General features: G+C 57.6%; 8 protein-coding genes. 7 read left to right on the forward strand and 1 reads right to left on the reverse strand.

Annotated elements, in window-relative coordinates; all coding sequences use genetic code 11:
* Entirely contained in the window at positions 1–417 is a 417-nt protein-coding gene (locus AEQ63_RS16680; RefSeq protein ID WP_042610450.1) for a DUF4124 domain-containing protein, read from the reverse strand.
* Between the two features lie 398 nt (positions 418–815).
* Between AEQ63_RS16680 and AEQ63_RS16685 the strand changes: the two genes are divergently transcribed.
* From AEQ63_RS16685 to AEQ63_RS28655, 7 genes are all read left to right on the forward strand, one after another.
* Positions 816–2,540 carry an acetolactate synthase 3 large subunit gene (locus AEQ63_RS16685; RefSeq protein ID WP_064364153.1) on the forward strand — a complete coding sequence of 575 codons (1,725 nt, stop codon included), beginning with the start codon at positions 816–818 and terminating at the stop codon, positions 2,538–2,540.
* Positions 2,541–2,542: 2 nt separating this feature from the next.
* Positions 2,543–3,034 carry an acetolactate synthase small subunit gene (ilvN, locus tag AEQ63_RS16690; RefSeq protein ID WP_003176102.1) on the forward strand — a complete coding sequence of 164 codons (492 nt, stop codon included), beginning with the start codon at positions 2,543–2,545 and terminating at the stop codon, positions 3,032–3,034.
* 46 nt (positions 3,035–3,080) lie between these two features.
* The gene (gene ilvC / locus AEQ63_RS16695; protein WP_003228216.1) at positions 3,081–4,097 is read left to right on the forward strand and encodes a ketol-acid reductoisomerase; all 1,017 of its coding nucleotides are present in this window, start codon (positions 3,081–3,083) and stop codon (positions 4,095–4,097) included.
* Between the two features lie 148 nt (positions 4,098–4,245).
* Positions 4,246–5,103, forward strand: a complete 858-nt coding sequence (gene pssA, locus AEQ63_RS16700; protein WP_016773182.1) for a CDP-diacylglycerol--serine O-phosphatidyltransferase — start codon at positions 4,246–4,248, stop codon at positions 5,101–5,103.
* 63 nt (positions 5,104–5,166) lie between these two features.
* The gene (gene msrP / locus AEQ63_RS16705) at positions 5,167–6,180 is read left to right on the forward strand and encodes a protein-methionine-sulfoxide reductase catalytic subunit MsrP (protein WP_064364145.1); all 1,014 of its coding nucleotides are present in this window, start codon (positions 5,167–5,169) and stop codon (positions 6,178–6,180) included.
* Positions 6,180–6,803 carry a protein-methionine-sulfoxide reductase heme-binding subunit MsrQ gene (msrQ, locus tag AEQ63_RS16710; RefSeq protein WP_064364146.1) on the forward strand — a complete coding sequence of 208 codons (624 nt, stop codon included), beginning with the start codon at positions 6,180–6,182 and terminating at the stop codon, positions 6,801–6,803. Before msrP ends, msrQ begins: the two co-directional genes overlap by 1 nt.
* A 68-nt stretch (positions 6,804–6,871) precedes the next feature.
* Positions 6,872–7,051 (forward strand): hypothetical protein, encoded by a 180-nt coding sequence (locus tag AEQ63_RS28655; RefSeq protein WP_161806085.1) that lies wholly within the window; start codon positions 6,872–6,874, stop codon positions 7,049–7,051.
* Positions 7,052–7,151 lie beyond the last annotated feature (100 nt).

The raw sequence follows: 7,151 nt of genomic DNA on the forward strand, positions 1-7,151 counted from the left end.
CTACGAACAGTTCTCGGCAATCTGCTTCTGCGCTTCGACGATGCGCTCCTGACGCTGCGCGTCGTCGAGCCGCCGCACATCCCCCTCGACTTCCTCACGCAAGCGCGGATTGTTCTGCAATTGCGCGAGATTCGTGCGTGCCTGCTCGCAGAACGCCTTGAGTTGCGCCTGCTGCTCGGCGACCTGTTTCTTCACCTTGGTATCAATCGCCTTCTGATCGCCGAGCACGCCACCCCCCGGCATCGGCGCAGCTTTCGGCGTGGGCGAGGAGGGCGTCTGTACGGTCGTCGACGATTGGCCCTGCGGCGGCTGCGCATCGAAATGCGTGACACCTTGGGCATCGACCCATTTGTAGATTTGAGCGGCCGAGCACCATGGGCTGAGGCCGATCAGCAGAGTGAGGAGGAGCGTTCGCATGCTGATTCCTTGGTAAAAATGCGCAATTGGCGCTAACAGAGTAGCGCTTTTCAGGTTTTTTCTTGCGTTCTCATGTGCTTACCCACAATTAACCCAACAGACGACTTGACTTGCAGAGGGCGAAACAGAAGAATCCAAAGTCCGCTGTAGAGGGACTGCCAGAAGCAGACCCACTCGGTAGATCATGAGGCGCACATCCGCGCCGACCTGTTACACCCGCAACGCGTTACCTCGCGCTGGGTGGGAAAGGCCCGCAACACTTGGGACGATCCCAATACTTGCTCAGTCAGTGCTGACGTAGTCGGCGACCACCGTCGCTCATGCTCTGCCGAGAAGTAAACCTATTAAGACCCGCCCCTTTTTGTGGACGGTATTCTGGCGTTTTAGAGGTGAACAACGTGGAGCTTTTATCTGGCGGTGAGATGCTCGTCCGCTTTTTGCGTGACGAAGGCGTCAAATATATCTACGGGTACCCGGGTGGTGCTCTCCTGCATGTTTACGATGCCCTGTTCAAAGAACCGGAAGTGACCCACATCCTGGTTCGTCACGAACAAGCGGCGACCCATATGGCTGACGGCTACGCCCGTGCCACCGGTAAAGCCGGCGTGGTATTGGTGACATCCGGTCCAGGCGCCACAAACGCCATCACCGGTATCGCCACCGCCTATATGGACTCGATTCCGATGGTGATCATTTCCGGTCAGGTGCCAAGCACCATGGTCGGCACCGACGCGTTCCAGGAAACCGACATGATCGGTATCTCCCGGCCGATCGTGAAGCACAGCTTCATGATCAAGCACGCCTCGGAAATCCCGGAAGTCATGAAGAAGGCGTTCTACCTGGCGCAATCCGGTCGTCCGGGTCCGGTCGTGGTCGACATCCCGAAAGACATGACCAACCCGGCCGAGAAGTTCGAATACGTTTTCCCGAAAAAAGCCAGGCTGCGTTCCTACAGCCCAGCCGTTCGCGGTCACTCCGGGCAGATTCGCAAAGCAGCGGAAATGTTGTTGGCAGCCAAGCGCCCAGTGCTGTACTCCGGCGGCGGCGTCATCCTCGGCAACGGCTCAGCGCAGCTGACCGAGCTGGCAAAAATGCTCAACCTGCCGGTAACCAATACCTTGATGGGCCTGGGCGCTTTCCCTGGCACTGACCGTCAGTTCATCGGCATGCTCGGCATGCACGGCAGCTACACCGCGAACCTGGCGATGCACCATGCCGACGTGATCCTTGCGGTCGGCGCACGCTTCGACGATCGGGTGATCAACGGCCCGGCCAAGTTTTGCCCGAACGCCAAGATCATCCACATCGACATCGACCCGGCGTCGATCTCCAAGACCATCAAGGCCGACGTGCCGATCGTTGGTCCTGTCGAGAGCGTCCTGACCGAAATGGTCGCGATCCTCAAGGAAATCGGCGAGACCCCGAACAAGGAGTCCGTGGCCAGTTGGTGGAAGCAGGTCGATGAATGGCGCGGCGATCGCGGCCTGTTCCCTTATGAAAAGGGCGACGGCAGCCAGATCAAGCCGCAGACCGTGATCGAAACCCTCTGCGAAGTGACCAAGGGCGATGCCTTTGTGACCTCCGACGTGGGTCAGCACCAGATGTTCGCTGCGCAGTACTACACGTTCAACAAGCCTAACCGCTGGATCAACTCCGGTGGTCTGGGCACGATGGGCTTCGGGCTGCCGGCGGCGATGGGCATCAAACTGAGCTTCCCGGACGACGATGTGGCCTGCGTCACCGGCGAGGGCAGTATCCAGATGAACATTCAGGAGCTGTCGACCTGCCTGCAGTACGGCTTGCCGGTGAAAATCGTCATCCTCAACAACGGTGTGCTGGGCATGGTTCGCCAGTGGCAGGACATGAGCTACGGCAGCCGTCACTCGCACTCCTACATGGAATCGCTGCCTGACTTCATCAAGCTGGCCGAGGCCTATGGCCACGTTGGCGTACGCATCACCGAATCGAAAGATTTGAAGTCGAAGATGGCTGAAGCGTTTGCCATGAAGGATCGCCTGGTGATCATCGATGTTGCAGTCGACACCAGCGAGCACGTCTACCCGATGCAGATCAAAGACGGCTCCATGCGCGATATGTGGCTGAGCAAGACGGAGCGTACTTAATCATGCGGCACATTATTTCCCTGCTTCTGGAAAACGAACCCGGCGCTCTGTCTCGCGTAGTCGGCCTGTTCTCGCAGCGCAACTACAACATTGAAAGCCTGACCGTGGCCCCGACCGAAGACCCGACCCTGTCGCGTCTGACGCTGACCACCGTGGGCCACGATGAAGTGATCGAGCAGATCACCAAAAACCTGAACAAGCTGATCGAAGTGGTCAAGCTGGTGGACCTGTCGGAAAGCGCTCACATCGAGCGCGAACTGATGCTGGTCAAGGTCAAGGCCACTGGCGCCCAACGCGCCGAGATCAAACGCACCACCGATATCTACCGTGGGCAGATCGTCGATGTCAGCGCCAGCGTGTATACCGTTCAGTTGACCGGTACCAGCGACAAGCTCGACAGCTTCATTCAGTCCATCGGCACCGCATCGATTCTGGAAACCGTCCGCAGCGGCGTGACCGGCATTGCTCGCGGCGACAAAGTACTCAGCATCTAAACCAAATTAGCGCATGGCCTGAACGGCCGGATATAAGGGGAAATTCATGAAAGTTTTCTACGATAAAGACTGCGACCTGTCGATCATCCAGGGCAAGAAAGTTGCCATCATCGGTTACGGCTCCCAGGGTCACGCTCAAGCGTGCAACCTGAAAGACTCCGGTGTCGACGTTACCGTCGGTCTGCGTAAAGGTTCGGCCACCGTTGCCAAAGCCGAAGCTCACGGCCTGAAAGTGACCGACGTTGCTTCCGCCGTAGCTGCTGCCGACCTGGTCATGATTCTGACCCCGGACGAATTCCAGTCCTCGCTGTACAAGAACGAAATCGAGCCGAACATCAAGAAAGGCGCCACCCTGGCCTTCTCCCACGGCTTCGCGATTCACTACAACCAGGTTGTTCCGCGTGCCGACCTCGACGTGATCATGATCGCGCCGAAAGCACCAGGCCACACCGTACGTTCCGAGTTCGTCAAAGGCGGCGGTATCCCTGACCTGATCGCGATCTACCAGGACGCCTCGGGCAATGCCAAGAACGTAGCGCTGTCCTACGCCGCTGGCGTGGGTGGTGGTCGTACCGGCATCATCGAAACCACCTTCAAGGACGAGACCGAGACCGACCTGTTCGGCGAGCAAGCCGTTCTGTGCGGCGGTACCGTTGAACTGGTAAAAGCCGGTTTCGAAACCCTGGTTGAAGCTGGCTACGCGCCGGAAATGGCCTACTTCGAGTGCCTGCACGAACTGAAGCTGATCGTAGACCTCATGTACGAAGGCGGTATCGCCAACATGAACTACTCGATCTCCAACAACGCCGAGTACGGCGAGTACGTAACCGGCCCGGAAGTGATCAACGCCGAATCCCGTCAGGCCATGCGCAACGCCCTGAAACGTATTCAGGACGGCGAATACGCCAAAATGTTCATCAGCGAAGGCGCAACCGGCTACCCTTCGATGACCGCCAAGCGTCGTAACAACGCCGCTCACGGTATCGAAATCATCGGCGAGCAACTGCGCTCCATGATGCCGTGGATCGGTGCCAACAAGATCGTCGACAAAGCCAAGAACTGAGTCGTCGTCCCTTGTACGAAAAACGCGGCCTCGGCCGCGTTTTTTCGTTTGGGCCGGTGCTTCTGGTATAAAGCTGCATCGTTTGTGGCCGAACTGTCGTCCTCAAGCTTCTGTCGAATTTTTTCCAAACCGTTGCAAGGTAATGTCCATGAGCGAACGTCCCGAAGAGCCGAACAAGGCTTCCGACGCCGAAAGCCTGCTGCCCATCGATGAACACATCGAAGAAGGGCACGACGCTGAAGGTCGCAAAGTCCGGCATCGTGGTATCTATCTGCTGCCGAACCTGTTCACCACTGCCAACCTGTTCGCAGGCTTCTACTCCATCATCAACTCGATGAGCGCCCAGGCCGCCCTGAGTGCCGGCGACTCGGTGAATGCGAGCAAGTACTTCGCTTTCGCTGCGATCGCGATCTTCGTCGCGATGGTGCTGGACGGCCTCGATGGCCGCGTGGCGCGCATGACCAATACGCAAAGTGCCTTCGGCGCCGAGTACGACTCGCTGTCGGACATGGTCGCATTCGGTGTCGCGCCGGCATTGCTGGCCTTCGGTTGGGCATTGGGCGACATGGGCAAGGTTGGCTGGATGGTCGCCTTCATCTATGTAGCGGGCGCAGCGTTGCGTCTGGCGCGTTTCAACACTCAGGTCGGCACGGCGGATAAACGCTACTTCATCGGTCTGGCCAGCCCAGCGGCGGCAGGCGTCGTGGCGGGCATTGTCTGGGCGTTCAGCGATTACGGCATCCAGGGTTCGAAGATGTCGTTCCTGGTCGCGCTGATGGTTGCCGCCGCCGGCATGCTGATGGTCAGCAACATCAAGTACAACAGCTTCAAGGAGCTGGATCTGAAAGGTCGCGTGCCGTTCGTGGCGATCCTGGCGGTGGTGCTGGTATTCGCTGTTGTGTTCAGCGATCCGCCGCGCATTCTGCTGCTGGTGTTCCTCGCTTACGCGGCGTCCGGCCCGGTGCAGTACCTGTTGCGTCTTCGTCGTCACAAAAACGCCGAGTGATGTAATTTCGCGCATACTCCGCAGTCTATGGGTGCACCTGTCCTCCAAAGCTGCGGAGTTGTCATGTTGATCAAGATCCCCAAAGCATCCGACTGCCATGAGTCGGATGTCACGCCTGAAGCCATTTATCTTTCCCGTCGCCAATTGCTCGGTGCTACCGCTGCCGGTATTGCCGTAAGCAGCCTGCCGCGCTGGGCGAGTGCCGCTGATGCCCCTCGCTACTCTGATGTCGAATCCGGCAAGGCGCCGGCCTGGTTTGCCGAAAAGCTTCCTTCTACTCAGTGGGGGGCGGTCGACGTCAAGGACGAGGCGATCACGCCTTATAAAGACGCCACGCACTACAACAACTTCTATGAGTTCGGTACCGGCAAGGGCGATCCGGCTTCGAATGCGGGCGACCTGAAAACCGAACCCTGGAGCGTAGTGATAGACGGGGAGGTGGGTAAACCGGGGCGCTACGCACTGGAAGACTTCATGAAACCGTATCAACTGGAGGAACGTATCTATCGACTGCGCTGCGTCGAGGCGTGGTCGATGGTCATACCCTGGATCGGCTTTCCCATTTCGGCCCTGCTCAAACAGGTCGAGCCGACCTCCAAAGCGAAGTACATCCGCTTCGAAACCCTGCAGGATCCCAAGAGCATGCCCGGCCAGCGTTCCGGTTTTGCCCTGATCGATTGGCCATATGTCGAAGGCTTGCGTCTGGACGAGGCGATGAATCCTTTGGCGATCCTCGCGGTGGGCATGTATGGCCGCGAACTGCCGAATCAGAACGGCGCCCCGTTGCGTCTGGTGGTGCCATGGAAGTATGGCTTCAAAAGCGTGAAATCCATTGTGCGTATCAGTCTGGTCAGCGAGCAGCCGAAGACCACTTGGCAAAGCATCGCAGCCGACGAGTATGGCTTCTACGCGAATGTGAATCCGACGGTCGACCATCCACGCTGGACTCAAGCTCGCGAGCGGCGCTTGCCAAACAGTCTGTTCAAACCGAATGTGCGCGATACGCAGATGTTCAACGGCTACTCGGATGAAGTCGCTTCTTTATATACAGGGCTCGATCTGCGGAAGAACTACTGATGCGCTATCCGTTCTGGCGAGTGGGCGTTTTCATTGCTGCGGCCATCTGGCCGTTGCTGTGGTTCTATCAGGCGTTCGCCGATCTGCTCGGGCCTGATCCGGGCAAGGTGCTGGTCGATCGTCTTGGACTTGGCACGCTGGTGTTGCTGTTGATCACGCTGAGCATGACACCGCTGCAAAAGCTGAGCGGCTGGGCGGGGTGGATTGCGGTTCGCCGGCAGTTGGGGCTTTGGTGTTTTGCCTATGTGACGCTGCATCTGTTCAGCTACATGGCGTTTATCCTCGGATTCGACTGGTCTCAGCTGGGCGTGGAGCTGCGCAAGCGGCCATACATTATTGTCGGTGCACTGGGCTTTCTCGGCTTGCTGATATTGGCGGTGACGTCGAATCGCTATAGTCAGCGTCGGTTGGGTGCTCGCTGGAAGAAGCTGCATCGTCTGGTTTACGTGATTCTCGGGCTCGGTTTGCTGCATATGCTTTGGATCGTGCGGGCTGATCTGGAGGAGTGGACGATTTATGCCTTTATAGGCGCGGCGCTTTTGCTGCTTCGTCTGCCGCCGGTGACCAGACGAATCCGGCGTTTATTGGGCAAAAAGCAGAATCTGCAAGAAAAGCGAAATTAACGGTTGACGGCAGATTCCAGAGGTCTATAATTCGCCCCACTTCCGGCGCAGTCGAAACGGAAAACTCCTTGAGATTCAAAGAGTTGCGCAGTTTTCGACAGCGGCTTGCTTCAGATCATCGAAGCCTGGGAGGAGTTGAAAGAGCAGTGATGTTTGGCTCTTTTAACGGTTCGATCTTCTCGGTCGAAAGCGGAGAAAAAGAGGTGTTGACAGCAGCGATTAACGCTGTAGAATTCGCCTCCCGCTAACGAGAGATCGGAAGCGCAAGTGGTTGAAGTTGTTGAAGAATTCTTCGAAAACTTCTGAAAATAACCACTTGACAGCAAATGAGGCTGCTGTAGAATGCGC

This window comes from Pseudomonas sp. RIT-PI-o (genome assembly GCF_001297215.1).
GTDB lineage: Bacteria > Pseudomonadota > Gammaproteobacteria > Pseudomonadales > Pseudomonadaceae > Aquipseudomonas > Aquipseudomonas moraviensis_A.

What these genes read in the sequence shown, in the direction of transcription:
- AEQ63_RS16680 (WP_042610450.1), bottom strand. Translation starts at nt 417, where the DNA reads ATGCGAACGCTCCTCCTCACTCTGCTGATCGGCCTCAGCCCATGGTGC.
- ilvN (WP_003176102.1), top strand. Translation starts at nt 2,543, where the DNA reads ATGCGGCACATTATTTCCCTGCTTCTGGAAAACGAACCCGGCGCTCTG.
- ilvC (WP_003228216.1), top strand. Translation starts at nt 3,081, where the DNA reads ATGAAAGTTTTCTACGATAAAGACTGCGACCTGTCGATCATCCAGGGC.
- pssA (WP_016773182.1), top strand. Translation starts at nt 4,246, where the DNA reads ATGAGCGAACGTCCCGAAGAGCCGAACAAGGCTTCCGACGCCGAAAGC.
- msrP (WP_064364145.1), top strand. Translation starts at nt 5,167, where the DNA reads ATGTTGATCAAGATCCCCAAAGCATCCGACTGCCATGAGTCGGATGTC.
- msrQ (WP_064364146.1), top strand. Translation starts at nt 6,180, where the DNA reads ATGCGCTATCCGTTCTGGCGAGTGGGCGTTTTCATTGCTGCGGCCATC.